Below are 25,972 nucleotides of genomic sequence, written 5' to 3' on the forward strand. Positions count from 1 at the left end.
TGCGCGCTACCGCAGCGGCAGCAGCTCCAACTGGCTCTGCGCCTTCTTCACGGCCGCTGCGTACCAGCTCTGGCTCGGCGCTTCCTTGGCGAAGCATGTCGTGTAGGCGTCCATGGCCTGATCCTCGCGGGCCATGTCGCCACGCGGGTCCTCCTTGTTGACGGGTTTGGCCATCATCTGTTTCCACACGCGCTCGCAGGCCGGAATTTCAGCGGTCTTTACCGCGTTTGATGTGGCGAGGAAGTAGACTTTATCGCCCTTGATCGCGACGACGTCGATTTCATCGGGCGCTCCCTTGAGCCCGCCATTGCCGCGCAGGCCGAGCACGGCGACTGCAGCGCTCGCGGATGCGGGCTTTGTGATCGGCAGCTCGGCATATTTGGCGAAGGCGGCGTCCTGGATCGCCTGATAATAGAAGCGGTCGGACTTGAACGCGGCGCCGTTGTCCTGCGGCATGCCGCCCTCGCGATGCTCGCGTAGCCAGTGCGTGAGCAACCCCGTGGTGGTCACCACGGCCTGCATCTTGTCGCCTTCGGAAGCGAAACCGAGCCCGTCGAGATGGCCGAACCCGATATCACTCTTGAAGAGCGTGTCGACGTTCGACTTGCCGTCTGCGGGGAGCCCCTTGATCGTGACAGGTCCCACCAGGCCGCGCAGCACGCCCGCCAGCTCCTTGAGCGCCGCATCATGCTGCTTGTAGATATCGTCGCTCTCCTTGGCACTCGAGAATTTTGCGATGTAGCGGTCGCGCAGGTCCAGATAGTGCTGCTCGGGCGTGGCCGCATGGACGGGCGTCGCCAGGACGAGCAGGCAGAGCAAGGCAAGCGATTTCATTCGATGTCCGCGGACTGGGAGCGATCTCCAGTCTTTGTGCCCGCTGCAGGCGGGAAGGTTCATCCGCAACGACCTTGCGGGAGCCCTACTCCGCCGGCGTCAGCTGCCGGGTCAGACGCACCGCCGCGGTCTCGCGGACGCGGATGCGGGCGCGGCGCTTGCGCCACCAGATCACGACGCCGGTCACCGAGAGTGCGGCGACCACCAGCCCCATGATCGAGATCAGGATGCGGCCGAACAGTCCGACGATGCGACCCGAATGCAGCGGAAATTGCGCCTGGACGAAGATGTCGGCGGCAGTACCGACCCAGGGCAGCCGCTCGCCGATCGGGCGGCCGTCCTCGCTGTCGTAATAGAGCTGGGCCGGGCCGACGCCGCCGGCGCCGTGATCGTCGCCGGGGTGGAAGAAGGCGGCGGCATAGACGCCATGGGCCGGGCCGTAATTGACCGAGCCGACCGGGATCGTCCACCCCCGCGCCTTGCCGTCGGCGGCGGCGCGTGCGGCGATGTCGGCGAAGGTCACCTTGGGCTCGATGGGATCGTCGAGATCGCGATAAGGCCGCTGTTCATAGGGTGTCGGCGTGTAGTTCGAGACCATCTTCATCAGCGGCGAGAACACCTCGAAATAGAGGTTCAGCGAGAACGCCGTGAAGGCGATGACGAACAGCACGCCCCAGGTCCAGAGACTGAAGGCGCGGTGGATGTCGAAATTGATCCGGTAGGCGCTGCCGGAGGTCTTGATGGTCCAGGCCGGCGCCCAGCGCGCCCAGAAGCCGCGGTCGAGCTGGCGCGTGACGGCAGGCGCCCGCGCCGCCTTGGCGCGCCGGCGCGAGGGCAGCGTCAGATAGAAGCCGACGAAGCAATCGATGGTCCAGATGATGGCGATCACGCCGAGCACGCGCATGCCCCAGCGGTCGCTGCCCCAGAACTCCGGGATGTGCATCGTGTAGTGCAGCTTGTAGAGAAACGAGACGAAGTTCTCCCGCGTGACGGGCCAGACCGCGCCCCAATAGCGCCGGCCCAGCTCCGCGCCGGTGTTGGGATCGAGGAAGACCTGATTGTAGTCGAGGGCGTAGCGCTTGCCGGTCGCCGGATCGATCCGCGGCATGACGAAGAACCACAGCGAATGGCCCTGCTCCGGCGTCATGAAGAGGTAGACGACGCGCGCGCGGGGATCGCGCTGCTCGATCGTCTTGGCGAGCTCGATCGAGGGGATCGCCGGGCCTTTGCTGCTGACGTCGAACAGATGGCTGTTCAGAACGTCGTCGATCTCGTGATCCCAGGAGATGATCGCGCCGGTGATGCCGGAAAAGAACAGGAATCCGGCCGTGAGCAGTCCCGCCCAGCGATGCAGCCTGCCGAATATCGCTCTCATGGTCGTCAACTCTCATCAAGCGGTCCGGCTCGCCTTTACCGGGACCGTCCTCAGAATGAACTCACCAGCGGTAAGTCAGCTTGCCGATGGCTTTCCGTCCCTCCGCATAGAAGCAGCCGGACAGGCTGTAGCAGGCGGCGACATAGCGCGTGTCCGCGAGATTGGTGACGTTCAGCGACAAGCGCCAATTGTCACGGGTATAGGCAAGAAGCGCATCCAGCACGGTCGCCGATCCCACCTTGAAGGTGTTGGCATCATCGCCCCAGGTCGCGCCGACATAACGGATGCCGCCGCCGAACTGCAGGCCTGCCAGCAGTCCGCTCTGGAGCGTGTAGTCGCTCCACAGCGAGGCGCGATTGAGCGGCACGGTGACCGGCGCCTTGCCGACATTCACAGGATCCTGCGTGACCATCGCATCGACATAGGCATAGGCCGCGCGCAGGTTCCAGCCATCGGCAAGCGACATCGAGCCTTCGAGCTCGATGCCGCGGGATTTTACCTGCCCGGTCTGTTCGGCTAAGTTGAGCGGCGGCGCGTAGGTGACGACGTTGTCGCGGGTCAGGTCGAAGGCGGCGAAGGTGAACAGCGCATTCCAGCCGAGCGGCTGATACTTGACGCCGACCTCGTACTGGACGCCGGTCTCGGGATTGAGCATCTGTCCAGCCGGACCGGTCGCGAGCACCGGCAGGAACGACTCGGAATAGCTGAAATAGGGGGCGATGCCGTTGTCGAAATTGTACATCAATGCGGCGCGGCCGGTGAAGGCTGACGCATCTTTCGAGACCGAGGTGTTCGAGAGTCCGCTGTCGACCTGCGTCGTCACGAAATCCTGGCGCCCGCCGAGCTGGAACGACAGCCGACCGAGCTTGATCTGATCCTGCGCATAGAGGCCGACCTGCGACTGCTTGACGCCGGTGTTGTCGCTCATGCCGCCGATGGTCCAGTCGTAGCTGTAGACCGGGTTGAAGACGTTGATCTCGGGCGCTGATGTGCTGACGGAGAAAGCGGTGTCGCGGAACGATGTGTTACGGTAGTCGACGCCAACCAGCGTGGTGTGGCTGAGGATACCGGTGGTGAACCTGCCCTGGAGCTGGTTGTCCACTGCAAAGGAGTTGATGTAGGAGTTGCTGTAGCTGCCGAAGTGCGCGAGCTGCCCCGCTGCCTCGTCGGTATAGCCGCCGCCGTAAAACACCTTTTCCTCGTTGTGCTGATAGGCGTAACGCAGGTTCTGCCGGAAGGTGATGTTGTCGGTGAAATTGTGCGACAGCTGGTAGCCGGCGGTCGCGATCTCGGTGTTGAACGCGTTGAAGCTCGGCACGCCCGCGAAGAACGAGACCGGAATGGTGCGGCCGTTGTTCGGCCACACCGTGCCCGAGGCCGGCAGGAACTGAAGGCCCCACCCTGCCCTGTCCCTCTGATAGTTGGCGAGCAAGGTAATGGTGGTGTCTTCGTTCGGCTTGAACGTGACGGCGGGGGCGATGAAGACGCGGTTGTCCTTGGTGAAGTCGACCTGGGTCTGGCCGTCGCGGACGACGCCGGTGAGGCGCCACAGCACCGTGCCTTCCTTGTTGGCGGCGCCGCCCATGTCGAACTGGCCCTGATAGCGGTTGAAGCTGCCGCCGGAGATCGAGACCTCGCCGAACTGCTGCGCTGTCGGCAGCTTGGTCACGTAGTTGAGGATGCCGCCGGTGCCGCTGCCGCCATACATCGCCGAGGACGGTCCTTTGAGCACCTCCAGGCGCTCCGCCCCGTAGGGATCAAGGCCGTTGAAGTGCACGTAGTTGCTCGAGGGGATTCGCAGGCCGTCGACATAGAGACCCGACATGGTCGTGTCGAAGCCGCGGATCTGGAGAGCGCCGAAGCGGGTGTCCGAGCCGCCATTGACGTCGCCGCTGACACCGGCGGTGTAGCGCAGCGCCTCGCCGATCGAGACCGCGCCCTGGTTCCTGACCTGGTCGGTGGTGACGACGGAGACCGACTGCGGGGTTTCGATCAACGGTGTATCGGTCTTGGTGGCCGTGCCGCTTCGCGTGGCGACGAAACCGCGCACCGGGCCATTGGCACGTTCGCCCGTCGCGCCGTTCGACGAGGCCGACTGGGTTGGCGCGGCTGGTTGCGCAGATGAGCGACGATTGGCGCGAGAGGTGCGTGTTGCCGCTCTTCGCGACGAAGCAACCGCGGCAGGACGGGCGCGCTCAACCGGCGCATCGACGGTGACAGCGGGAATCTGTGTCTGCGCCTCCACGGAACCAAAGGGAACCACGAGCGAGAATGTACTGACCGCCCCGAGGAGCAGCACTCGAATCTGTCCACGACGCGCGCATTCACGCGAAGAAAGTTGGTAGTCGGTCACGTCTTTCGAGGCCCCACGCACTGCCGGCTTTGCCGGTATCGTTTTTGGTGTCCCGCCCTAACTCAGGCGGTTTGGGAGTGCGATAGGAACGAAGTTAGAATCTCTCCAGAGGCGTGCGCGGCGCGTGCGACGAATGCGCTCATGCCGATGCCGCGTACGGTCCACGCAGCCGTCGTGCTCCACACGTTTGGAATGCTTCTAGACAGAAACATTCCCTCACCATTCGGCGATGGTCGGAAACGATCAGCTTGCTACCGCGCGAGAATTGCCAATAACCACGCCGGTCGGCGCTACCGGAGAATCCGATCGAGCCCGATCGAACTCTATGACTTGCCGGCGCGGCAACAGGATTCGTCGGCCGTGTTGCTCGCGGTTGCGAGCACGCTGCGGCTGTTGCGGTCCGGCGGGATGTCGCCGGCCGCATTGGCGGCGAAAAAGCCGGTCGGCTTCAGCAGGAAGCCGGCATATTCCACCGGCATGATCGGAAAGTCCTCGGGCTTGCAGACATGGGTGTGGCCGAAAGAGTGCCACACCACGATATCGGCATTCTCGATGTTGCGGTCCTTCGCGGCATAACGCGGCAGGCCATCGCCGCCGGCATGGACGTTGGGATAATCGCCGCTTGCGTATTTCTCGGCCGGATCGAATGCAGTCACCCAGACATGCTTGGTGGCGAAGCCGCCGCGCTTGCGCACGTAACTGCCCTCCTGCGCCAGCATCAGCGGGCTCGGATTGACGACGAGCTTGTAGGCCGGAGCATTGCCGACCGAGTTGGTCTCGTTGGGATTGCTGATCTTCCAGAACCGGCCGGTTTGGCCATTGGCGATGCCCGCCGCGTCATGCTCGCGCGACAGCACCCGCGTCGTGGTGTCGAAGACATTGCCGTGCGGATTGTCGTCACCCCAGGGCCGCGGCACGAAATCGTGCTCGGTGACGGTGTTGCCGCCGCCGTCGAGATCCATGTGCAGGCGGACGTTGAGAAGTGCTGGTGCGTCGGTCCGCCCAGATTGTCGTCGACCATGCCGCCCCATTTGTATGTCTCGCCTGACGGCACCGCGGCGGTCTGGATGATGCCGGTGAGCTTGGTCTCCAGCTGGATCGTGCCGTCCTGGTAGAGATACCAGTAGAAGCCGTAATCGTAATTGCCGACGGTGGCGAAGAACGAGATCACGAGCCGCAGCGAGCGGCGGACCTCGAACAGGCCGTTGCGGAACTCATAGTGTTTCCAGGCGATCCCATAGTCTTCCTCGTGCATGCAGATGGCGTTCTGCATGACGAAGGGCTCGCCCTTGCTGTCCGCCGCCGGTACGTTGAAATAGCGGATGTTGCCGAGACAGTCGCAGCCGAGCTCGAGCGCGTTCGCAAGCATGCCGAGACCGTATTCGCCGGCATCGAACGCCGACTTCCAGAAATGGTTCGCGGTCGGATCGGCGTAAGGCACCACCATCTCGGTGACGCTGGCGCGATGGATCAGGGAGCGCTTGCGCGCGCCGTCCTGGTAGGCGAGCTGATGCAGCACGAGGCCCTCGCGCGGCGTGAAGCCGATGCGAAAGCTCCATTTCTGCCAGTCGACCTTCCAGCCATCGACGCGAAAGCTCGCGCCCTCGGGTTGCTCGATGTGCAGCGGCTTGATGTCGGTGCGCAGATTGGTCATCTCATGCGCGCCGTAGTCCCGCTTCTTGCGCGGAATCGGCACGATAGGATCCTCATCCGTGAGGTCGATGACCTTGCCGCCGATCAGGTCGACGACAGCGACCACGCCTTCGATCGGGTGCGCATAGCCGTTATCCTGAAGGTGCTCGCGAAAATAGCTGACGGCACGCACGATACGGGCGCCGCGCTCGAACTCCTTGTCGAAGAAGCCCGACGAAAACGGATCGACCTGGATCAGCTCGATGTCCTTGTCGGAGAGCCCGCGCCGAGCCATCGCCGCGCGCCATCCGGGATCGGCCTTCACCACGGCCTCGCACTTGAAGAACTCCTCCAGCATCACCGGCGGCTGCCCGTAGGGCGCCTCGCGGTTCGGGACGACCTTGCGGCCGACGATCTCGCCACGTCCGAGATCGACGATATGCTCGATGGCCTCGCCCGTGGTGACGTCGAGCGTCAACGCGAAGGCGCGGCGCCCTACGCCGCCTGCAGCCAGCTCATGCTTGGTCGGCTCCTCCAACCGGACCGTCGGGAAGCGGCAGTTCCCGGGTGAGGTCACGTCGGCGCGCACCAGCGTGCAGGCGGCGGTGATCTCCTCGGCCGTCAGCGGATCGAGCGGATGCGGCGCGGTCTCTGCTTGCGATTTGGCTTTGACGCTATTGAGCATGGGGATGTCCAGAAATCAGGCGAGATGCGCGGCGATGGCGCTGAAGGCGGCAAACCAGCGCTGGTCGATCGGCACGTCCATCGCCTTGGGCTGTGTGGCGAGCTTGACGATGACGGTGTCCGAGTCGAGGTCGACATAGAGGTGCTGGCCATGAATGCCGATCGCGGTCAGCGCGTTGCGCGCCGGATCGATGGTGAACCATTTGCTGCGGTAGCGCGCGCCCGGGAAGAACTCGGCGAGGTCGCCGTCGGCCCAGGCCTTGGGATCGCCGTTCTCGCGGATGTCGTCGATCCACCAGCCCGGCACCACCTGCCGCCCCTCGACCACGCCGCGGCAGCGGATCATCTCGCCGAACCGGATGAGGTCACGCGCGGTGACGGAGATGCCGCCGGCGATGCGGCCCATGCCGTGGCTGTCGAGCGTGAGCGAGCCGTCCTCCTCCGCGCCCAGGGGCTGCCAGAGATATTCGGAGAGGATGCGATGATAGGGCATGCCGCAGGCACGCTCATAGACCCAGCCGAGCACCTCGGTATTGGGCGAGACGTAGTGGAACACCTTGCCGTGCGGCTTGCCGGTGCCGCGCAAGGTCGTGAGATAGGCGCGCTGGTGGCCTGCCTCGGCGCCCGGCGGCGGCACGTCCCAGCCCGAGGAGAACCGATAGCGCGCAACGTCGCCGGCGGGGTCCTCGTAATCCTCCTCGAACTTGATGGCGACGGCCATGTCGAGCAGGTTGCGGACAGTGCAGCCGGCGTAGACCGACGTCTCCAGTTCCGGCACGTAGCGCACCACCCTCGCCTCGGGATCGAGCAGCCCGCGCGCGGCGAGCACGCCGCCGAGCGTGCCGGCGATCGCCTTGCTGATCGAGCAGATCAGATGCGGTGTGGTCACGCCCATGCCGTCGCCGTACCATTCGTGGATCAGCGTGCCCCGGTGCATGACGAGGAGCGTATCGGCAAAGGTCTCGCGGAGCGTGGCTTCGATCGTGGTCGCTTTGCCATCAGGCGCGGTGAAGCCGAGTTTTGCCAGTTCGCGCGGCGCGCTTCGCATTAGCGTCGGCTGGGCCGAGCGGCGGATCTCTGCGGTCGGCAGCACTTCGCGGGTGTGGGTAAAGCCCCAGCGGATCGCGGGAAAGCTGCGCCAATTGGCGCGCGTCACCTGCGCCTCGGGCGCGGGCGGGCTGCCGCGCATGATCTCGGTCGGTCGCATCTCGATCCCTCCGCAAAGCGCCGTCCCGGCTGCGATGTCGGAACGGCAGGACCGAAGCCTGCACCGCGGCGCCATCGGGCGCTATCGAGATCCGGCAATATTTTTGCTGGACAGCGCCTATGGCCGTGCCAGTCTGGCGTGGTTCTTGCTGGCTATCGGGTGGTGAATATCGACGTGTCGTCATGCCCTTAGGCACAACTCTTCCGACTCTGGACTCGGCTGCCGGCCTGTTTCAAGCCAGCAGCACCGATGTCGACGAGCATTGCGCTTCGCTCGGTCGCTGGCGGCTCAGCTACGACCAGATCAGCGCCGGAGCCTTCAGGGGCAGCTTCACCCAACTCTCCCTGCCCCAGCTCGACGTCTTCCGCGAGATCACCAGCCAGCAGGTCCGCCAATACGGCCAGCTGGGGGCCGACAGCTTCGGCATCGGTCTGCCCTGGCACAGTGACGGCGAGGTCAATTGCAACGGCGCCAGCGTTGCAGGTGCCCAGGTCATCGCCTGCATCGACGCCGAGGTCGATATGTGCACGCCGAAATCATTCGAGCTACGCGGTGTTGTCGCCAGCGCGGCGCTGATCGAGGAGCTTGCGGCCCGGCTCGATATCGAGCTGCCGCGCGCAGTCTGGCACCAGTTGCGGGTGATCGAGATGGCGCAGGCACCGGTCGCGCGATTGCGCGCTCACCTTGCCGCGATCCACGAGACCATCTCGACTGCCCCCGAACGGTTCGACGATCCGGCCGTCGGGCATGCGCTGGAAGACGCCCTTCTCGTCGAGATCATGGACATGCTGCCGACCGCACGCCCCAGCGATCCCGGCCGCAGCGCCGCGGCGCGCAAGCGCACCGTCGATCGTGCGCGGGCGCTGATGCATGGCAGCGGCGATCGCTCGCTCTCGCTGCTGCAGATCTGCAAGGCGGTCGGCGCCAGCCCGCGCAAACTCGGCTATTGCTTCCAGGAGGTGTTGGGCACGAGCCCGATGCATTACTGGCGGGCGATGCGGCTGAACCGCGTGCGGCGCGATCTGAAACGCGCCGGCGGCACCGATGCCTCGGTCTACGACGTCGCCGCGCAGCACGGCTTCTGGCACTTCAGCCAGTTCTCGCTCGACTACAAGCGTCACTTCGCCGAAAAGCCCTCGGAGACGCTGCGACGCGCCAGGCTGGCGGCCTGACGCGCCCGCTCGCCTTACCAGGTCGGCAGATAGGTGCCCTTGAAGCGCTTCTCCAAAAACTCCTTCACCGGCGCGGAGTGATAGGCCTCGATCAGCGGCTTCACCCAGGGCTTGTCCTTGTCCTCTTCGCGAACGGCGAGGATGTTGACCCAGGGGCCGTCGGGATTCTCGCGGGCGATTGCGTCGGTCGCCGGATTGAGGCCGGCCTGCACCGCGTAATTGTTGTTGATGGAGACGACGTCGACGTCCTGCAGCGCGCGCGGCAGCTGGGCGGCATCGAGCTCGACGAAGCGCAGCTTCTTCGGGTTCTCGGTGATGTCGGCAATGGTCGAGGCGACGTTGTTGTTGTCCTTCAGCTTGATCACGCCGTGCAGCGCCAAGATCATCAGGCCGCGCGCGCCGTTGGAGGGATCGTTGGCGATTGCGACACGAGCACCTTCCGGCAGGTCGGCGAGCGTCTTGTATTTCTGCGAATAGACGCCCTGCGGCGAGCCGATCGTGTTGGCGACCTTGACGATCTTCCAGCCGGTCTTGGAGATCTGGTTCTTCAGGTACGGCTCGTGCTGGAACGAATTGGCCTCGAGATCCTTCAGGGCCAGCGCCTGGTTCGGGATCACATAGTCCGTGAACTCGACCACCTTGATGTCGAGGCCACGTTCGGCGCCGACCTTCTTCACGACGTCGATGATCTCGGCGTGGGGACCGGCGGTGACGCCGACGCGGATGGTTTCGGCCTCGACCGTGGTCGCAAGCAAGGCTGCAGCCGCAAGGGTTGCGAGAAAACGCATTGAAGTCTCCAGTTTCGGGATGGTGGTATCAGTGATGCCGCAGCCGGCGATTGACCCGCCGCGCCAGATAATCGCCGGCGCTCTGGACGAGCTGCACCAGCGCGATCAGCACGACGACGACGGCCAGCATCATCTCCGGCATGAAGCGCTGATAGCCGTAGCGGATGCCGAGATCACCGAGGCCGCCGCCGCCGACCGCACCGACCATCGCGGAGTAGCCGAGCAGGCTGACCACTGCGAGCGTCAGCGCCAGCAACAGGCCCGGCAGCGCCTCGGGGATCAGCACCTTGAACACGATCTGAAGCGGCGAGGCGCCGAACGAGGACGCCGTCTCGATCAGGCCGCCATCGACCTCCCGGATCGCAGCTTCGACCAGACGCGCGATGAACGGCGCCGACGCGATCGTCAGCGGCACGATTGCGGCGGTCGAACCGATCGAGGTGCCCGCGACAAGGCGGGTGAACGGGATGATGGCCACGACCAGGATGATGAACGGCGTCGAACGCGTCGCATTGACGACGATGCCGAGCACGCGGTTGACGAGTGGGGCCGCGAACAGCTCGCCTTTCCGGCTGGTCGCCAGGAAGACGCCGAGCGGCAGGCCGAAGACGGTGCCGAGCAGCGCCGCGATGCCGACCATGTACAGGCTCTCGAAGGTAGCCTGGATGATCAAATTGATGAGTTCAGGCGACATAGCCGAGATGCTCCGCCGGGAATTGATATTGAGACAACCAGGCAAGGACCCGCGCCTGCGCGTCCTCGCGGCCAGGAATGCCGAGAACGAGCGAGCCGACATGCTGGCCGCCGATCTCGTCGATGCGCGCCGACAGCAGCGCGACGTCGAGGCCGAGCTCGCGGGCGAGCCGCGCCACCACGGTGTCGCCGGCCCCTGCCCCGCGGACCTGGACGCGGATCACGGCCTGCCCGCCAACGGGCGGCTCCGCCACGATCCGGCTCGCCAGCGAGACCGGCAGGCTGTCGCCGATGACCTCCGCGAGGAAGGACTGCGTGATCGGGTGTTTTGGATGGGTGAAGATGTCGGCGACATGGCCGCTCTCGACCACGTGGCCAGCGTCGAGCACGACCACTTCCTTGGCGAGCTGGCGTACCACGGACATTTCGTGGGTGATCAGCACGATGGTCACGCCCAGCTCGCGGTTGATGTTGGCGAGCAGATCGAGGATCGCGCGCGTCGTCTGCGGATCGAGCGCGGACGTCGCCTCGTCCGACAAGAGCACGCTCGGCCGCGTCGCCAGCGCGCGGGCAATGCCGACGCGCTGCTTCTGGCCGCCGGAGAGCTCCGAAGGATAACGGTCGTGCTTGTCGGCGATGCCGACGAGCGCGAGCAGCTCGGTGACGCGGGCCTTGATGTCGGCCTTGGACCAGCCGGCGATCTCGAGCGGCAGCGCGATGTTGTCGGCGGCAGTGCGCGACGACAGCAAGTTGAAGTGCTGGAAGATCATGCCGATCGAGCGCTGCGCCAGCCGCAGCTCGCGGCCCGCCAGCGCCGAGATGTCGCGGCCGTCGACGACGACTCGTCCCGTGGTCGGCTTCTCCAGCCCGTTGATGAGCCGGACCAGGCTCGACTTGCCGGCGCCGGAGCGGCCGATCACGCCGGTGATGGAACCGCGCGGGATTGCGAAATCGATATCTTGCAGCGCGTTGACGCCGGGCTTGCCGCGATAGGCCGGATAGGTTTTCGAGATGCCGGCGAAGCGAACCATCGCGTCCGGCTCGGCTGCGGCAGGTGAAATCGCTTCAGGCGGCGCAATCGGCTGTCCGACGGCGAGCGATTGGTGAGCGTTCATGGAGACGGCCTTCATGCACAATAGTTCTCTCGCCCACCCGAAAAGGCAAACGAAAGCCGGGTCGCATCAGCGACTGAATATGGAACAGCAGCAAACGCCTCTGGGGGTAACGCGCTGCACCGCAGCACGCACCATCGCCCTTTCCAGTCTTTCTTGCAATTTCAGATATTTGCGAGGAGATGGACGAAGATTCCCCAATCCCTCTCCGGGGAAGAATATTCCTTCGCAGAGGGTATCAGTCTCCCGCCCGGGCTCATCCCATCTGCAACCAGGGCAGCACGATCAGCAGAAGACCTGCGAAATAGAGCAGCCCGAAGAGCAGGCCAAAACCCCAGAACTGGCCCTTTCCGATATAGCCGCTGCCGAAATACATCGGCGCCGGTCCTGTCGCGTAAGGCGAGATCACGCCCATCAGGCCGAGCGAGTACATGCAGAGCATGGCGAGGGTCGTGACCGGCAGACCGGGAATGCCCGATCCGACCGCGAGCACGACGGGCAGCACGGCGGCGGCATGCGAGGTGATGCTCGAGAAGAAATAGTGGATCCAGAAGAACAGCGCGACCAGCAGCAGCATCGCGGTCGACGGCGATAGCCCGGCGAGCGGCTTTGCGTATTCGGTCGCGAACCATTTGATGAAGCCGATCTCGTTGAGGCCGGAGGCCAGCGTCAGCAGCGAGGTGAAATAGAAGAACACCTCCCAGGCGCTCTTCTCGCTGACGATGTCGGCAAACTCGATCACACCGGTCACCAGCATCAGGGAGATCACGATGAACACCACGGTGGTGGCATTGACGAAGTTCGAGCCGAGCACGGGCACGTGGATGTCCGGGCTGGAGCCCGCGATCCACAGGAACATCGCGAGCACGATCAGGCCGAGCATGATCCACTCGTTGCGCGACATCGGGCCCATCCCGGCGAGTTCCTTCGCCGCCCATTCGGTGATTTCCGGGCTGCGCTTCACCTCGGGACGGCAGACCAAATAGCTGAGCAGCGGCACGAGGACCATCAGCAGGATGCCGAGCGGCGCGAAGCCGAGAAACCACTGGCCCCAGCTGACCTCGACCCCGGCGGTCTTCTTGGCGATCGCCAGCGCCGCCGCGTTGGGCGCAAGCGCGGTGAAGAACAGCGAGCTCGTGACGGCGGTCGCGGCGAAGGCCGTCCACATCACATAGGTGCCGATCCTGCCGGCGGTCGGCCCCGGCTCTGAGCCATAGATGCGCGGGATGTTGCTGATGATGGGATAGACGATGCCGCCGCTGCGCGCGGTGTTCGAAGGCGTCGCCGGCGCGAGCAGGAAGTCGGACATCGCCACGGCATAGCCAAGGCCGAGCGTGTTGCGGCCAAGGCGCTGCACCAGCACCAATGCAATGCGCCGGCCGAGCTGGCTCTTGCGATAGCCGATCGAGAACACGAAGGCGCCGACGATGAGCCAGACCGTGCTCTCGGCAAAGCCCGCCAGCATCCAGCGCAGCGACTTGCCGGGATCGGGATCGATATAGCCGGCAACGCCCGCGACCGTGAGGCCGATGAAGCCGACCGCGCCGACCGGCATCGATTCCAGGATGAGCCCGGTGATGACGGCCGCGAACACGGCGAAATAGTGCCACTGATTGACGTTGAGCCCTGCAGGCACCGGCCACAGATAGATCACCAGCCACACCACGAGCGGCGCGACCAGTTTCCAGCGAAACCCTTTCGCCTCTGGCGCCTGCGAGCTAGCAGTCATGGGCCCTCCCCCTCGATCGTCGTCGCCTGTGCGGCCCGTGGGCGAGCCTGCTCTTGTCCCTGCGCCGCGTATACGAACTGCCGGTTGTGCGATCAATGGCCTGGCATCAATCTATCGCCCCTTGAAGCGTGGCTTGCGGCGGCCCAGGAACGCCTCGACGCCCTCCTTGTGATCCTCGCTGAGGCTGGCGAGCGCGAACTGGTCGACGTCCATGTGGCTGGCGAGATCGTCCAGCGCATGCGCGAGCCGGTTGACGGTCAGCTTGGTCATCGCGACCGAGAGCGGTGGCTGCGCGGCGACCTTGCGCGCAAGATCCATGGCGGCATCGAAGGCATGGCCGGGATCGACCACCTGCTCCACCAGTCGCCATTGATGGGCCTCATCCGCTGAGATGCGCTCATCAGCCAGGATCACCGCCTGCTTGGTGCGGGCCGGCCCCATCAGGTGCAGCATGCGCGGGATGCTCTGCCAGCTCATGTTCATGCCGAGGCCGATTTCGGGCACGCGCAGATGTGCATCGCGGCCCATGATGCGGAAGTCGAGCGCGACGGCGAGGGCCACGCCGCCGCCGACACAAAAACCCTCGATCGCCGCGATCGTGATCTGCTCCATCGCTTGCCAGGCGTGCGTTAGGCGCGGTCCGAGCTTGAGGTGCCGCCGCAGCGTGCCGAGGTCCATCTCCTTGCGCGAGCGCCCTTCGGCGTCCTTGAGGTCGAAGCCGGCGCTGAACGCGCCCGAGCTGCCGGTCAATACGACGACCGACGTCGCGGCATCGTCCTCGAAGCTGCGCGCCGCCGCGGTCAGCTGCCGCATTGCCTCGGGTGACAGGGCGTTGATGCCGTCGCCCCGATCGAAACGCACCACCGCAATCCGTCCCTCGGGTCCGAGGCCCTTTTCGATCTTCACGTAGTCCGTCACCAACGTCTCCCCATCTGCTTTGCGGCGATGCTAGCCTACATCCGGCCTCACGAATATGGGACCCGGTTGCGCCGCAGCGCATACTCGACAGGCCTGGGCCATTGCGCTTAATCTTCGCCGCCATGAGCCATGATCACGACCATCACCACCACCACGATCACGACCATTCCGAGCTGTCGGAGACCGAGCTGCGCGTGCGCGCGCTCGAGACGATCCTGACCGAAAAAGGCTATGTCGAGCCCGCCGCGCTCGACGCCATCATCCAGGCCTATGAGACCAAGATCGGCCCGCACAACGGCGCACGCGTGGTCGCCAAGGCCTGGACCGATCCGGCGTTCAAAAAGGCGCTGCTCGAGGATGGCTCCAAGGCGATCGGCACGCTCGGCCATGTCAGCCGCGTCGGCGACCATCTCGTCGTGGTCGAGAACACGCCTGCGCGCCACAACATGGTCGTGTGCACGCTGTGCTCCTGCTACCCCTGGGAAATGCTGGGGCTGCCGCCGGTCTGGTACAAGGCGGCGCCCTATCGCTCCCGCGCCGTGAAGGATCCGCGCGGCGTGCTCGCCGACTTCGACGTCACCCTGCCGAAGGACATCGAGATCCGGGTGTGGGATTCCACCGCCGAGACGCGCTTTCTGGTGCTGCCGATGCGCCCCGAAGGTACCGAGGGCTGGAGCGAGGAACAGCTCGCCGAGCTCGTCACGCGCGATTCCATGATCGGCACCGGCTTCCCGCGACAGCCCGGAGCGCCGTCATGAACGGCGTGCACGACATGGGCGGCATGGACGGGTTCGGCAAGGTCGAACCCGAGCCCAACGAGCCGGTGTTCCATGCGGAATGGGAATCCCGCGTGCTGGCGATGGTGCGTGCAATGGGCGCGGCCGGCGCCTTCAACATCGACACCTCGCGCTTCTATCGCGAGATGATCCCGCCGCACGTGTATCTGTCGAGCTCCTACTACAAGAAGTGGTTTCTCGGGCTCGAGGAGATGCTGATCGAGAAGGGCTACCTCACAAGGGAGGAAGTCGCCGCCGGCCACGCGATGCAGCCGGCCAAGGCGCTCAAGCACGGCAAGCTGAAGGTCGAAGGCGTCGAGCGCACCATGGTGCGCGGCAAGTTCGCCCGCCCTGCCCCCGCGCCCGCCAAGTTCAACATTGGCGATCGCGTGCGCGCCAAGAACATCCATCCGGCCACGCATACGCGGCTGCCGCGCTATGTGCGCGGCCATGTCGGCGTGGTCGAGCTGAACCACGGCTGCCACGTGTTTCCGGATTCAGCGGCGATGGAGCTCGGCGAGAACCCGCAGTGGCTTTACACGGTGGTGTTCGAAGGCCGTGATCTCTGGGGCGAGGATGGTGACCCCACCCTGAAAGTCTCGATCGACGCATTCGAGCCGTATCTGGACCCGGCGCAATGAGTGGTACCGATGCTGCCGCAGCTACCGCGGCCATACCCAGCATTCCCCGGGATGACGACGGCCCGGTGTTCCGCGCGCCGTGGGAGGCTCACGCGTTCGCGATGGCATTGACGCTGCACGAACGCGGCGTGTTCACCTGGCCGGAATGGGCGGCTAGCCTCGCGGACGAGATCAAGCGCGCCCAGGCGGCCGGCGACCCTGATACGGGCGAGACCTATTACCGGCACTGGCTCGCTACGCTGGAGGGCCTGGTTGCGCGCAAGGGCGTCGCCTCGGCGGAAACCCTGCACCGCTACCGCGACGCCTGGGACCATGCGGCCGATCGCACCCCGCACGGCAAGCCGATCGAGCTCAGGCCGGAGGATTTTGGTTAGCTGGCGCGAAGTTCGGCGTTGCGACGCTCGTGTCCCGGACAAGCTGCAACGCGCAAGCGTTGCGGCGCAGAGCCGGGACCCAGACGGCGACACGATACCTTGCGGAAGCATGGGCCCCGGCTCTGCAGCGCACCGCTGCCGGACGATGCTTCGCATCGCCGCGGGAGCGCTGCGCTGCGTCCGGGGCACGAGAGCAGTGCAACGAATCTACCTCCCCGCCACAAACTCCCGCCACCCCTTCGCCCGCAGGCTGCACGCCGGGCACTCGCCGCAGCCATAGCCCCACTCGTGCTGCGCGCCGCGTTCGCCGAGATAGCAGGTATGGGAATGCTCGCGGATGAGGTCGACCAGCCCCTCGCCGCCGAGATCCTGCGCCAGCTGCCACGTCGCGGCCTTGTCGATCCACATCAAGGGCGTGTGCAGCTCGAATGGTCTGGCCATGCCGAGCGAGAGCGCGGCCTGCATGGCGCGGATGGTGTCGTCGCGGCAATCGGGATAGCCGGAATAGTCGGTCTCGCACATGCCGCCGACGATATGGGTGATGCCGCGCCGATAGGCCAGCGCCGCGGCAAAGGTCAAAAACACCAGGTTGCGGCCGGGCACGAACGTATTCGGAAGGCCGTCGGCGCCCATCGCGATCGCGACATCGCGCGTCAGCGCCGTCTCGGACACTGCCGCCAGCGTCGGGATCGACAGCGTATGGCTCTCGCCGAGTTTTGCGGCCCAATCGGCGCGCAGGTCCTTGATGCCGTCGAACAGCCGGTCGCGGCAATCGAGTTCGATGGCGTGGCGCTGGCCGTAGTCGAATCCCAGCGTCTCCACGCGCGAAAAGCGGCTCAGCGCCCAGGCGAGGCAGGTGGTGGAGTCCTGGCCGCCGGAAAACAGCACCAGCGCGGTTTGTGATGAAATTGCGTCTCTCATGGTCCGCGCGCTTTAGCACTGCGGACGCGGCCCGCCAATCGGTGGAAATCGGCCTGTTCCGCCCCGCCGCGCTGGGAACGGCGGGCCGCTTTTGGCATAAGGTTTTGGAGCCAGGAGAGCGCCCCGCAATGACCCCTTCCCGCGACATTTCCCGCCTGATCGAGATCATGGCGGCGCTGCGCACGCCGGTGACCGGCTGCCCCTGGGACCTCGAGCAGGATTTTGCGACGATCGCGCCCTACACGATCGAGGAGGCCTATGAGGTGGTCGAGGCCATCAGCCGCGGCGATCTCGACGATCTCCGCGAGGAGCTCGGCGACCTCCTGCTCCAGGTGGTCTTCCACGCCCAGATGGCTTCGGAGCAGAACGCCTTTGCTTTCGGAGATGTCGTCGAGGCGATCACGCGAAAAATGATCCGGCGCCATCCCCACGTCTTCGCCGACAAGGACGGCAATCTCGCCTCCTCCCACGTCAAGGAAGTCTGGGACCGTATCAAGGCCGAGGAAAAAGCCGAGCGCGCCGCGCGCCGGCCGCTGGAAGAAGTGCCGGCGCACACATCGCTGCTGTCGGGGGTGAAGGCCGGTCAGCCCGCATTGACGCGCGCCATGGAGCTGCAACGCAAGGCCTCCACCGTCGGCTTCGACTGGAACGACCCGCGCGCGGTGCTGCAAAAGATCCGCGAGGAAGCCGACGAGATCGAGGCCGCGCTCGACCGCAACGACAAGCAGGAGATTGCGGAAGAGACCGGTGACCTGATGTTCGCCCTCGTCAACCTCGCCCGCCACGTCGATGCCGATCCGGAGGCCGCGCTGCGTGCGACCAACGCAAAATTCGAGCGGCGCTTTGCCTACATCGAACGGTCGCTGGAAGCGCAGGGCCGCACGCTGGAGCAAGCGTCGCTGGCGGAGATGGACGCGCTGTGGAATGCGGCGAAGACCGCCACCTGACACAAGGTAACGACGTGGACATCAGGCAGGACGATCCGACGGCACCCTATGTCGGCGACTTGCTGGCGCATCATCTGGAAGAGCTGCGCAGCGTCATGGGCGAGCATGCGCAGGCACTGGACGCGAGCGGCCTGTCGGCCTCGTCAGTGACATTCTGGACTGCTTGGCAAGACGGAGTGCTAGCTGGCTTCGTTGCCCTGAAGCAGCTGGATGAGACGCATGGCGAGGTGAAGTCGATGCGCGCAGCGCCCACTGCGCGGCGAACCGGGGTCGGGCGAGCTATTCTTGACCACATCGTTGCCGAAGCCCGCATGCGCGGTTTGCGCGTCTCAGCCTGGAGACCGGCACTGCGCCGCTGCACGCCCCCGCGATCTCGCTCTACCGCAGCGTCGGCTTCATATCTTGTGCGCCGTTCGCCGATTATCAGGCGAGCCCGCACAACCAGTTCATGAGCCTCGATCTGTCGAGGTGATCTTCTCAGGCAGCGCCTAGGCCGAGAGGCGCGGCACCGCGTCGAACCTGTTCACCACGATATCCCGCTTGGTCTCGTCCACCCGTACGGTCATGTCGAAGCGGCCGTCGTGCAGCTCCTTGGCCAGCACCTCGGCATTGCGGTGCAGCCAGCTGATGCCGGCGCCGTCGGCGGCGTCGATGGAGAGGTCGAGCGTGGTGCGCTTGGCCGCTAACCGCTCCTCGATCGCGGCAAGCAGGGCGTCGACCCCCTCGCCTGACACGGCCGAGACCAGCATCGCGGGATGGTCCTCCGGCCTGCGCGCGGCGATGTTCAACAGCTCTTCGCGCTGCTCGGAATCGTAGCGGTCGATCTTGTTCCAGACCTCGATGATGCGGCCGGAATCATCGGGGTTGATGCCGAGCTGGCGCAGCACGGCGTCGACGTCGCTCTGCTGGGCCTCGGCATCTTCATGGGATATGTCGCGCACATGCAGGATGACGTCGGCTTCGAGCACCTCCTCCAGCGTGGCGCGGAAGGCGGCGACGAGCTGCGTCGGCAGGTTGGAGATGAAGCCGACGGTGTCCGACAGCATCGCCTTGCCGCCATGTGGCAGGTTGAGGGCGCGCAGCGTCGGGTCGAGCGTGGCGAACAGCATGTCGGCAGCCTGCACGTCGGCACGCGTCAGGCGGTTGAACAGCGTCGACTTGCCGGCATTGGTGTAGCCGACCAGCGCCACGACGCGATACGGCACGCGCTGGCGGCCGGCACGATGCAGCCGCCGCGTCGCCTGCACCTTCTTGAGCTCGCTCTCGAGCTTGGAGATGCGCTCCTGGATCAGGCGTCGGTCCGCTTCGATCTGCGTCTCGCCGGGACCGCCCATGAAGCCGAAGCCGCCGCGCTGGCGCTCCAGATGGGTCCATGATCGCACCAGGCGCGAGCGCTGGTAGTTGAGATGCGCGAGCTCGACCTGGAGCGAGCCTTCCTTGGTCTTGGCGCGGCGGCCGAAGATTTCCAGGATCAGCCCGGTGCGGTCGAGCACCTTGGCGTGCAATTCCTTCTCGAGATTGCGCTGCTGGATCGGCGCCAGCGCGCAATCCATCACCACGAGCTCGACATCGAGGCTCTTGGCGAGTGCGGCGATCTCCTCGACCTTGCCCTTGCCGATATAGGTCGCGGGACGGATCTGACTGATCGGCACGATGATGGCGTCGGCTATGACGAGATCGATCGCACGCGCGAGGCCGGCGGCTTCATCGAGCCGGGCCTCGGCGTTGCGCTGGATATGAGTCTCCGATTGCGCGTCGGCACCGCCTGCGCGCACCCGCAAATAGGGGCCGATGACAAGCACCCGCCCCGTCTGCTTAGCCCCTGCCGACCGTGGACGGTCGGCATCCCCGTCGAAATTCCGGGGTTCCAATCAGATCACTCTCAAGCCGGCTGATCCTCGCCGCCTTCGAACAACTGGATCGGCGCACCCGGCATGATGGTCGAGATCGCATGCTTGTAAACGAGCTGCGAATGACCGTCGCGCCGAAGCAGTAAACAGAAATTGTCGAACCAGGTCACGATGCCCTGGAGCTTCACTCCGTTGACCAGAAAGATCGTCAGTGGCGTCTTGGTTTTGCGAACGTGATTAAGGAAGGTGTCCTGTAGGTTTTGTGCGCGGTCTGCCGCCATTGTTTTTTTCTCGCTTTGAGTTTCTTTTTATTGCGCCGGTTGCGGCCCTCTTTGTGAAGGTCGGAGCCTCTCCCGGTTGCCGTTCCTCATGAGATCCCCCTCGGAAGGAACAGCTGTGCAATTAGAGGACAGGTGGACCTATTAGGCAAGCCGCTTCACGCGGCAGCTGGCGCGGTATTGCCCCGAAAAACTACGGAAATCGATGAATTTCCTCGTTTTCGTCAAAGGTGTCGCCGCAACGTCGCGGCGTTAGAATCTTGTTTCGACGGCGTTTTCCCTGCACAAAAACGCGCTAGCCGACACCGAGCGCTTTCAACTTTCGATGCAGCGCCGACCGTTCCATGCCAACGAACTCGGCTGTGCGAGAAATATTTCCTGAAAAACGGCTGATCTGTGCAATCAAATAGTCGCGCTCGAACACTTCGCGCGCTTCGCGCAGCGGCAGGCCCATGATGTGCTCGCCATTGTTGCTGGTCGGCATCGCCGGCACCATGGAGCCGACGTCCTGCGGCAACATGTCGGCCGTGATGATGACCTCCGGTCCACCGGCGGCGAGAATCATGACTCTTTCAACGTTGTTGCGGAGCTGGCGCACATTGCCCGGCCAGACATGCGATTGCAGCACCGCCATCGCGTCCTGCCCGATCTGCCGCTTGGGCAGGCCGCTACCGGCCGAGATCTGCTCCATGAAATAGTCGATCAATTCCGGGATGTCCTCGCGCCGCTCGGAGAGCGCAGGCACGCGGATCGGCACCACCGAGAGCCGATGATAGAGGTCCTCGCGGAAGTGGCCGGCCGCGATCTCCTCTTCGAGATTGCGCGCGGTCGAGGAGATGATGCGCACATCGACCTGCACCTTGGCGGTGCCGCCGACGCGCTGGAACGATTGCTCCACCAGCACCCGCAGGATCTTGTTCTGGGTCTCGCGCGGCATGTCCGCGATCTCGTCGATGAACAGCGTGCCGCCATGGGCTTCCTCGAGCGCGCCGGGCTTGCGCGCCTGTTCGCCGTTGGACTGCTCGATGCCGAACAGCTCGTGCTCCATGCGCTCGGGCGTGATCGCGGCGGCGTTGATGACGACGAAGGGACCGTCGGCGCGGCCCGAGGCCGTATGCAGCGTGCGTGCCGTCAATTCCTTGCCGGCGCCGGCGGGACCGACGATCAGGATGCGGCTGTTGGCCTTGGCCGCGCGCTCGATGGTCTGGCGCAACTGGTTCATGCTCGGCGAGCGGCCGACGAGCTGGCTTGCGCTCGGCGCCAGCTGCTTCAGCTCCTTGACCTCGCGCTTGAGCCGCGAGTTCTCCAGCGCCCTGGTCGCGACCAGGATCAGCCGGTCGGCCTTGAACGGCTTCTCGATGAAGTCGTAGGCGCCGCGCTTGATCGCGGCCACCGCGGTCTCGATGTTACCGTGGCCGGAGATCATCACGACCGGCAGGTCGGCATTGTCCTTCTTGACCTGCTCCAGCAGCTGCAAGCCGTCGAGCTTGGAGCCCTGCAGCCAGATGTCGAGGAACACCAGATGCGGCCGCCGGTTGGCGATTTCAGCCAGTGCAGAGTCGCTGTCGCGCGCAGTCCGCGTGACAAAACCCTCGTCCTCGAGAATGCCTGCGACGAGATCTCGAATATCGGCCTCATCATCGACAATCAGAATTTCACTTGCCATGGGTCGCGCCTGTCTTGTCAGATGCCTGTCGAGGCTTCGATTTTCGTTGAATCATTGGTCTTTTCAGCGGCCTCTTTGGTTTCGGCCGCCAGCTCTTTTGTTTCCTGCGCCGGGTCCTTGACAGGAGCGCCGGCCTGCTCGCCGGTTGCTTCCTTGACCGCGGCCGCCGGGGCCTGCTCGGCTCCCTCGGACTTCGCGGGTTGCCCGGAGATCGCAAAGCGCATCCGCATCCAGGCACCGCGCTGGCCCTCGCGGAAGTCGGAAGCATCTTTCAGCTCGATGCGTCCGCCATGGTCTTCCAGCACGCGGCCAACGATCGCAAGGCCAAGGCCGGTGCCCTTGGCGCGCGTCGTGACATAGGGCTCGAGCAGCCGCGAGCGCGCGACCTTGGGCAGGCCGATACCGTTGTCGATGACGTCGATCAGCACGTCCTCGCCCTGACGCGACACCACGACGTCGATATGACCTTTGCCGAGCTCCTCCGGCGGGACCTGCTCGATCGCTTCGGTGGCGTTCTTGACGATGTTGGTGACCGCCTGCGAGATCAGCCGCCGGTCGAACTGGGCGCGGAGCGGATCCTCTTTGAATTCGGCCTCGATATCGATCTCGGGATGGGCGACCTTCATCAGGAACACGGCCTGCCGCACGGCGTCGGCGACGTCCTCGCCCTCCATCACCGGTTTCGGCATCCGTGCAAAGCGCGAGAACTCGTCGACCATGCGGCGGATATCGTCGACCTGGCGCACGATGGTGTCGGTGCACTGCTCGAAAATCTGCTTGTCCTTGGCCTCTGTGATGCCCTTGCCGAACTTGCGGCGAATGCGCTCGGCCGAAAGCTGGATCGGCGTCAGCGGGTTCTTGATCTCATGCGCGATGCGCCGCGCCACGTCGCCCCAGGCCGAGGTGCGCTGCGCCGAGACCAGCTCGGTGATGTCGTCGAGCGTGATGATGTAGCTGTCATGCGGCTGGTTCTTCTCGGCGCTGACGCGGACCGAGAGATTGCGCTCGGCGCCGTCGCGGGTGATCGTGATCTGCCCCTGCACCAGACGCTGGCTCCCTTCCCGCGCCGCCTTCATCATCTCGTCCAGCTCGGGCAGCACGTCGGAGAGCGGATGACCAAGCGTCTCCGATTCGGCGTGCCCGATCAGCTTCTCGGCCGAGCGGTTCAAAATGCCGACGCTGCCGGAGGTGTCGACGCCGATGATGCCGGCGCTTGCGGAGGACAGCACCGCTTCGATGAAGCGGCGGCGGCTGTCGATCAGGTCGCTGGCGTTGACGAGCTCGTCGCGCTGGCTGCGCAACTCCTGCGTCATCTTGTTGAAGGTCTCGCCCAGCTGGGCGAGATCGCCTTCCGACTGGTGCACCGGCACCTGGACATGGAGGTCGCCGGTCGAGACCGTGTGGGCCGCGTTCATCAGCCGCCGGATCGGCGAGACCAGTGAATTGGCGAAGTTCAGGCCGATCAGCACCGAGGCCATCAGGATGGTCAGCGCGATCACGGCGAACATGAGCGCGAAGGCAACCTGGATTCCGAGCCTGCGCGACTCGATCTGGGCGTATTCGGCGACGCTGACCTCGGTCTGCTTGAGCTGATTGACGACATTCGGATCAAGCGGACGGGCGACATAGAGGAAGGTGTCGCTGAAGGCGCGCAGCCGGATCACGGCGGCCACGAAGCTCGCATCGGGAAGGACCGCGATCTCGGGCTCGGACTCGTTGACGTTGCTGAGGAAGTCGGACGCGGGCGGCGAATAGGCGAGCCGCATGCCGGTGTCGGCGGATTCCAGGATGTTGGTGTTCTTGTCGATGATCATCGCGCCCGGCAGGTTGCGGGAACTGGCGCTGGCGCTCAGCATCTCCCGGAACGAGCGGCGATCCTGGTCATAGAGCGGCCGGGCATGCGCGATATCGTTGGCCATGCCGAGAATGTCGCCGCGGATCAGCTGCGCATGGTCCTGCATATAGGCCCGCGCGATCGTCAGCGAATTCTGGATCACCTCCTTGGTCGGGCCGGAGAACAGCCGGTCGAGGCCGCGTTCGATGGTGACGTTGGCGACGACGGCGACCAGCACCGCCGGCAGCACCGCCACGATCGAGAACAGGCTGACGATCTGGACATGGAGCCGCGCCGCCGCCCTGCCCCGCCGCCGCGCCAGGATCAGCTGCCAGAGCTCGCGGACGATGATTCCGACCAGCAGCAGGATCGTGGCCGCGTTGATGAGGTAGATCGAGCGGACCACCGCCGGCGTCGGCTCGATCGTGGTCAGGCCGGTCAGAACCAGGAAGGTCAGGAAGGCCGAGAGCAGCGCCAGCGCCACGGCAAAGGGCGCCAGCCAGCGCCGCGCCGACCAACGCCGGGGCTCTTCCGCTGGGGCCGTGTCAAAGTGTGCGGCCGAGGTGTCTGCGCTGGTCATTCCGGCAATGGTGGTGCTGAAAACGGGTCCGCGATGGGCGGATACTGATGTATTTGTACCACATTGTTGCCGAATTGCGACAATTCCGCGGCGCCCCCACCGCGGCGGACCGGCGCATCCACAGCTCTGGCGGCGCGTGTCGTGATCTGATCGGTCAGCAATCGTACCGTCTCTGGACGGAATTGGACAAAGGCACCGGCATCGTCATTCGCGAACGAGGGTGAGCCTTGACGCAGATCAAGGGTGCGCGGTGGCCGCTCGCGCCAATGTGGCTCATTGCCCGACCGGAGTTCCGCCCATGAAGGCTGTGGCCGTTGAAGAAGCCGTTGCGATGATTCCCGCTGGCGCCAGCGTGATGGTCGGCGGCTTCATGGGCATTGGAACACCGGAGCGCTTGCTCGATGAACTGGTCCGGCAGCAGAAGACCGGATTGTCGGTGATCTGCAACGATGCCGCACTACCGGGTAAAGGCGTCGGCAAGTTGTTTGACGCATCGCTCGTGTCGCGTCTGACCGCGACGCATATCGGGCTCAATCCCAAGGCCCAGCAGCAGATGCTGGCGAACCAGATCGAGGTCGATCTCGTGCCGCAAGGCACCCTCGTCGAGCGCATCCGGGCCGGTGGTTGCGGCCTGGGCGGCGTCCTGACGCCGACCGGCGTCGGCACCGTTGTCGCCGAAGGCAAGCGAGAGATCGAGATCGAGGGCAAGCCGTTCCTGCTGGAGACGGCGTTGACGGCGCAATACGCGCTGCTCCACGCGTTTCTCGCCGACCATCTCGGCAATCTCGCTTATGCGCTGACCGCACGCAATTTCAACCCGATCATGGCGATGGCGGCCGATACGGTGATCGTGACAGCCGAGCACATCGTACCAGTCGGGGTGATCGCGCCCGACCATGTCATGACGCCGGCGCCGCTCGTCGATTACCTCGTTATGAACGGGTGACCCATGGACCCGCAGATCATTATCGCCCGCCGCGTCGCCAGGGAGCTCCGCGAGGGCAACCTCGTCAACCTCGGCATCGGCATCCCGACGCTGGTTGCGAACTACGTGCCCTCCGATCTCAAGGTTTTCTTTCAATCGGAGAACGGCCTGATCGGCACGGGGCCCATTCCCGAGCCGGGAATGGCGCATCCGCTCCTGACGGACGCCGGCGGACGCCCGATCAGCGCGCTGCCGGGAGCCAGCACATTCGACAGCGCGATGTCGTTCGGGCTGATCCGCGGCGGCCATGTCGACGTCACCGTGCTCGGCGGCCTCCAAGTCGACGCGCAGGGCCGCCTCGCCAACTGGATGATCCCCGGCAAGATGGTGCCCGGCATGGGCGGGGCGATGGACCTCGTCAGCGGTGCCAGGCGGGTGATCGTCGCCATGCAGCACGCGGCCAAGGGCAAGTCGAAGATCGTCGCCAAATGCACCCTGCCCCTGACCTCGGCGCGGTCGGTCGATCTCGTCGTCACGGACTTGGCCGTGATCGGCTTCTCCGGCGGCAAGGCGACGCTGCTGGAGACCGCGCCCGGGGTCAGTGTCGGCGACGTCATGGCGCTCACGGAAGCCGAGCTGGCTGTTCCCGACCACGTCCCGGAAATGAACGTCTGATCCGTCGG

General features: G+C 65.0%; 23 protein-coding genes and 1 pseudogene. 9 read left to right on the forward strand and 15 right to left on the reverse strand.

What is annotated here, in order from left to right:
* Window positions 1-6 precede the first annotated feature (6 nt).
* The 5 genes and pseudogenes from XI03_RS09435 to XI03_RS09455 form a co-directional block, all read right to left on the reverse strand.
* The gene (locus XI03_RS09435; protein WP_271591948.1) at window positions 7-834 is read right to left on the reverse strand and encodes a hypothetical protein; all 828 of its coding nucleotides are present in this window, start codon (window positions 832-834) and stop codon (window positions 7-9) included.
* Between the two features lie 85 nt (window positions 835-919).
* Window positions 920-2,209, reverse strand: coding sequence for a siderophore utilization protein FsrB (fsrB, locus tag XI03_RS09440; RefSeq protein ID WP_271591949.1), 1,290 nt, complete (start codon window positions 2,207-2,209; stop codon window positions 920-922).
* A gap of 61 nt (window positions 2,210-2,270) precedes the next feature.
* Window positions 2,271-4,259 carry a TonB-dependent siderophore receptor gene (locus tag XI03_RS09445; protein WP_271591950.1) on the reverse strand — a complete coding sequence of 663 codons (1,989 nt, stop codon included), beginning with the start codon at window positions 4,257-4,259 and terminating at the stop codon, window positions 2,271-2,273.
* A 626-nt stretch (window positions 4,260-4,885) separates the two neighbouring features.
* Window positions 4,886-6,879: pseudogene (locus tag XI03_RS09450) on the reverse strand (primary-amine oxidase).
* Window positions 6,880-6,894: 15 nt separating this feature from the next.
* On the reverse strand, window positions 6,895-8,085 hold the full coding sequence (locus XI03_RS09455) for a serine hydrolase domain-containing protein (protein ID WP_271591951.1): 1,191 nt from the start codon (window positions 8,083-8,085) through the stop codon (window positions 6,895-6,897).
* Between the two features lie 182 nt (window positions 8,086-8,267).
* On the opposite strand from XI03_RS09455, the gene XI03_RS09460 reads away from it, so the two are divergent.
* Complete coding sequence (locus tag XI03_RS09460; RefSeq protein ID WP_271591952.1) at window positions 8,268-9,257, forward strand: helix-turn-helix domain-containing protein; 990 nt, start codon at window positions 8,268-8,270, stop codon at window positions 9,255-9,257.
* 14 nt (window positions 9,258-9,271) lie between these two features.
* Here XI03_RS09460 and XI03_RS09465 read toward each other — a convergent pair whose 3' ends face one another.
* From XI03_RS09465 to XI03_RS09485, 5 genes are all read right to left on the reverse strand, one after another.
* Window positions 9,272-10,045: a MetQ/NlpA family ABC transporter substrate-binding protein gene (locus XI03_RS09465; protein ID WP_271591953.1), complete on the reverse strand. Its 774-nt coding sequence runs from the start codon at window positions 10,043-10,045 to the stop codon at window positions 9,272-9,274.
* A gap of 28 nt (window positions 10,046-10,073) precedes the next feature.
* On the reverse strand, window positions 10,074-10,739 hold the full coding sequence (locus XI03_RS09470) for a methionine ABC transporter permease (RefSeq protein WP_038946766.1): 666 nt from the start codon (window positions 10,737-10,739) through the stop codon (window positions 10,074-10,076).
* Window positions 10,729-11,868: a methionine ABC transporter ATP-binding protein gene (locus tag XI03_RS09475; RefSeq protein WP_271591954.1), complete on the reverse strand. Its 1,140-nt coding sequence runs from the start codon at window positions 11,866-11,868 to the stop codon at window positions 10,729-10,731. Before XI03_RS09475 ends, XI03_RS09470 begins: the two co-directional genes overlap by 11 nt.
* Window positions 11,869-12,106: 238 nt before the next feature.
* The gene (locus tag XI03_RS09480; protein ID WP_038946763.1) at window positions 12,107-13,579 is read right to left on the reverse strand and encodes a DASS family sodium-coupled anion symporter; all 1,473 of its coding nucleotides are present in this window, start codon (window positions 13,577-13,579) and stop codon (window positions 12,107-12,109) included.
* 111 nt (window positions 13,580-13,690) lie between these two features.
* Complete coding sequence (locus tag XI03_RS09485) at window positions 13,691-14,497, reverse strand: enoyl-CoA hydratase/isomerase family protein (RefSeq protein WP_038946762.1); 807 nt, start codon at window positions 14,495-14,497, stop codon at window positions 13,691-13,693.
* A 122-nt stretch (window positions 14,498-14,619) separates the two neighbouring features.
* Between XI03_RS09485 and nthA the strand changes: the two genes are divergently transcribed.
* The 3 genes from nthA to XI03_RS09500 are packed head-to-tail and all read left to right on the forward strand — an operon-like array spanning window position 14,620 to window position 16,288.
* Window positions 14,620-15,255 carry a nitrile hydratase subunit alpha gene (nthA, locus tag XI03_RS09490; RefSeq protein WP_028144664.1) on the forward strand — a complete coding sequence of 212 codons (636 nt, stop codon included), beginning with the start codon at window positions 14,620-14,622 and terminating at the stop codon, window positions 15,253-15,255.
* The gene (gene nthB, locus XI03_RS09495) at window positions 15,252-15,914 is read left to right on the forward strand and encodes a nitrile hydratase subunit beta (protein WP_271591955.1); all 663 of its coding nucleotides are present in this window, start codon (window positions 15,252-15,254) and stop codon (window positions 15,912-15,914) included. Before nthA ends, nthB begins: the two co-directional genes overlap by 4 nt.
* Window positions 15,911-16,288 carry a nitrile hydratase accessory protein gene (locus tag XI03_RS09500; protein ID WP_271591956.1) on the forward strand — a complete coding sequence of 126 codons (378 nt, stop codon included), beginning with the start codon at window positions 15,911-15,913 and terminating at the stop codon, window positions 16,286-16,288. The genes nthB and XI03_RS09500 overlap by 4 nt, the downstream gene beginning before the upstream one ends.
* Before the next feature lie 207 nt (window positions 16,289-16,495).
* Here the strand turns inward: XI03_RS09500 and queC are convergent, their stop codons facing one another.
* Window positions 16,496-17,209, reverse strand: coding sequence for a 7-cyano-7-deazaguanine synthase QueC (gene queC / locus XI03_RS09505; RefSeq protein WP_271591957.1), 714 nt, complete (start codon window positions 17,207-17,209; stop codon window positions 16,496-16,498).
* A 128-nt stretch (window positions 17,210-17,337) separates the two neighbouring features.
* On the opposite strand from queC, the gene mazG reads away from it, so the two are divergent.
* The gene (gene mazG, locus XI03_RS09510) at window positions 17,338-18,156 is read left to right on the forward strand and encodes a nucleoside triphosphate pyrophosphohydrolase (RefSeq protein WP_271591958.1); all 819 of its coding nucleotides are present in this window, start codon (window positions 17,338-17,340) and stop codon (window positions 18,154-18,156) included.
* A gap of 14 nt (window positions 18,157-18,170) precedes the next feature.
* Window positions 18,171-18,608 (forward strand): GNAT family N-acetyltransferase, encoded by a 438-nt coding sequence (locus XI03_RS09515; protein WP_271591959.1) that lies wholly within the window; start codon window positions 18,171-18,173, stop codon window positions 18,606-18,608.
* 36 nt (window positions 18,609-18,644) lie between these two features.
* Here XI03_RS09515 and hflX read toward each other — a convergent pair whose 3' ends face one another.
* The 4 genes from hflX to XI03_RS09535 form a co-directional block, all read right to left on the reverse strand.
* Window positions 18,645-20,027: a GTPase HflX gene (hflX, locus tag XI03_RS09520; protein WP_271591960.1), complete on the reverse strand. Its 1,383-nt coding sequence runs from the start codon at window positions 20,025-20,027 to the stop codon at window positions 18,645-18,647.
* 11 nt (window positions 20,028-20,038) lie between these two features.
* Window positions 20,039-20,287, reverse strand: a complete 249-nt coding sequence (gene hfq / locus XI03_RS09525) for an RNA chaperone Hfq (protein WP_007591126.1) — start codon at window positions 20,285-20,287, stop codon at window positions 20,039-20,041.
* Between the two features lie 292 nt (window positions 20,288-20,579).
* The gene (ntrX, locus tag XI03_RS09530) at window positions 20,580-21,950 is read right to left on the reverse strand and encodes a nitrogen assimilation response regulator NtrX (RefSeq protein ID WP_212085276.1); all 1,371 of its coding nucleotides are present in this window, start codon (window positions 21,948-21,950) and stop codon (window positions 20,580-20,582) included.
* 17 nt (window positions 21,951-21,967) lie between these two features.
* On the reverse strand, window positions 21,968-24,364 hold the full coding sequence (locus tag XI03_RS09535; protein WP_271591961.1) for a sensor histidine kinase: 2,397 nt from the start codon (window positions 24,362-24,364) through the stop codon (window positions 21,968-21,970).
* 47 nt (window positions 24,365-24,411) lie between these two features.
* On the opposite strand from XI03_RS09535, the gene XI03_RS09540 reads away from it, so the two are divergent.
* The 3 genes from XI03_RS09540 (at window position 24,412) to XI03_RS09550 (ending at window position 25,964) form a co-directional block, all read left to right on the forward strand.
* A complete protein-coding gene (locus tag XI03_RS09540) occupies window positions 24,412-24,588 on the forward strand; it encodes a hypothetical protein (protein WP_271591962.1) in 177 nt (58 codons plus the stop codon).
* Window positions 24,589-24,662: 74 nt separating this feature from the next.
* Window positions 24,663-25,310, forward strand: coding sequence for a CoA transferase subunit A (locus tag XI03_RS09545; protein WP_028144672.1), 648 nt, complete (start codon window positions 24,663-24,665; stop codon window positions 25,308-25,310).
* 3 nt (window positions 25,311-25,313) lie between these two features.
* The gene (locus XI03_RS09550; RefSeq protein WP_271591963.1) at window positions 25,314-25,964 is read left to right on the forward strand and encodes a 3-oxoacid CoA-transferase subunit B; all 651 of its coding nucleotides are present in this window, start codon (window positions 25,314-25,316) and stop codon (window positions 25,962-25,964) included.
* Window positions 25,965-25,972: the final 8 nt, after the last annotated feature.

Origin of the sequence: Bradyrhizobium sp. CCBAU 65884 (assembly GCF_028128835.1) — a bacterium.
Taxonomy (GTDB): domain Bacteria; phylum Pseudomonadota; class Alphaproteobacteria; order Rhizobiales; family Xanthobacteraceae; genus Bradyrhizobium; species Bradyrhizobium ottawaense.

What these genes read in the sequence shown, in the direction of transcription:
- XI03_RS09435 (WP_271591948.1), bottom strand. Translation starts at nt 834, where the DNA reads ATGAAATCGCTTGCCTTGCTCTGCCTGCTCGTCCTGGCGACGCCCGTC.
- fsrB (WP_271591949.1), bottom strand. Translation starts at nt 2,209, where the DNA reads ATGAGAGCGATATTCGGCAGGCTGCATCGCTGGGCGGGACTGCTCACG.
- XI03_RS09455 (WP_271591951.1), bottom strand. Translation starts at nt 8,085, where the DNA reads ATGCGACCGACCGAGATCATGCGCGGCAGCCCGCCCGCGCCCGAGGCG.
- XI03_RS09460 (WP_271591952.1), top strand. Translation starts at nt 8,268, where the DNA reads ATGCCCTTAGGCACAACTCTTCCGACTCTGGACTCGGCTGCCGGCCTG.
- XI03_RS09465 (WP_271591953.1), bottom strand. Translation starts at nt 10,045, where the DNA reads ATGCGTTTTCTCGCAACCCTTGCGGCTGCAGCCTTGCTTGCGACCACG.
- XI03_RS09470 (WP_038946766.1), bottom strand. Translation starts at nt 10,739, where the DNA reads ATGTCGCCTGAACTCATCAATTTGATCATCCAGGCTACCTTCGAGAGC.
- XI03_RS09475 (WP_271591954.1), bottom strand. Translation starts at nt 11,868, where the DNA reads ATGAAGGCCGTCTCCATGAACGCTCACCAATCGCTCGCCGTCGGACAG.
- XI03_RS09480 (WP_038946763.1), bottom strand. Translation starts at nt 13,579, where the DNA reads ATGACTGCTAGCTCGCAGGCGCCAGAGGCGAAAGGGTTTCGCTGGAAA.
- nthA (WP_028144664.1), top strand. Translation starts at nt 14,620, where the DNA reads ATGAGCCATGATCACGACCATCACCACCACCACGATCACGACCATTCC.
- nthB (WP_271591955.1), top strand. Translation starts at nt 15,252, where the DNA reads ATGAACGGCGTGCACGACATGGGCGGCATGGACGGGTTCGGCAAGGTC.
- XI03_RS09500 (WP_271591956.1), top strand. Translation starts at nt 15,911, where the DNA reads ATGAGTGGTACCGATGCTGCCGCAGCTACCGCGGCCATACCCAGCATT.
- queC (WP_271591957.1), bottom strand. Translation starts at nt 17,209, where the DNA reads ATGAGAGACGCAATTTCATCACAAACCGCGCTGGTGCTGTTTTCCGGC.
- mazG (WP_271591958.1), top strand. Translation starts at nt 17,338, where the DNA reads ATGACCCCTTCCCGCGACATTTCCCGCCTGATCGAGATCATGGCGGCG.
- hfq (WP_007591126.1), bottom strand. Translation starts at nt 20,287, where the DNA reads ATGGCGGCAGACCGCGCACAAAACCTACAGGACACCTTCCTTAATCAC.
- ntrX (WP_212085276.1), bottom strand. Translation starts at nt 21,950, where the DNA reads ATGGCAAGTGAAATTCTGATTGTCGATGATGAGGCCGATATTCGAGAT.
- XI03_RS09535 (WP_271591961.1), bottom strand. Translation starts at nt 24,364, where the DNA reads ATGACCAGCGCAGACACCTCGGCCGCACACTTTGACACGGCCCCAGCG.
- XI03_RS09540 (WP_271591962.1), top strand. Translation starts at nt 24,412, where the DNA reads ATGTATTTGTACCACATTGTTGCCGAATTGCGACAATTCCGCGGCGCC.
- XI03_RS09545 (WP_028144672.1), top strand. Translation starts at nt 24,663, where the DNA reads ATGAAGGCTGTGGCCGTTGAAGAAGCCGTTGCGATGATTCCCGCTGGC.
- XI03_RS09550 (WP_271591963.1), top strand. Translation starts at nt 25,314, where the DNA reads ATGGACCCGCAGATCATTATCGCCCGCCGCGTCGCCAGGGAGCTCCGC.